This is a genomic window from Gilvimarinus sp. 1_MG-2023 (assembly GCF_030548285.1).
In genome coordinates this window covers 1-280 of the sequence record NZ_JAUOSC010000888.1, presented here as the reverse complement: position 1 = coordinate 280, position 280 = coordinate 1, and the positions used below count along the sequence as shown (strand labels likewise).

1 protein-coding gene is annotated in these 280 nt (G+C 52.5%); it reads left to right on the top strand.

Annotation, left to right across the window (positions count from 1 at the left end; genetic code table 11):
• Nucleotides 1-71: 71 nt before the first annotated feature.
• The coding region (locus Q4563_RS19420) for a helix-turn-helix domain-containing protein (protein WP_303605683.1) at nt 72-280 on the top strand (209 nt) is incomplete at its 3' end.

Sequence of the window (280 nt, the reverse complement as noted above, 5' to 3'; positions counted from 1 at the left end):
CCGCTAGAGTGCGTCCATTCATTCTTACGCACCAAGAGGGTTCATCTACAGCACCGGTGGAGCATCAGGACATGGAAGTAAACGACACACGTTTAAATCTGGACCAGTACATTGCCATGAAAGTCAAAAAGGCCAGATTGGAAGAAGGCCTGAAAATTACCGATGTGGCGCGAATTTCTGGCATCAGCCAGGGTATGGTCAGCAAAATCGAGAACGCCCAGGTCTCCACCAGCCTGGAAACCCTCAGCCGCCTGTGCACCGCCATCGGCTTGCCTATCTC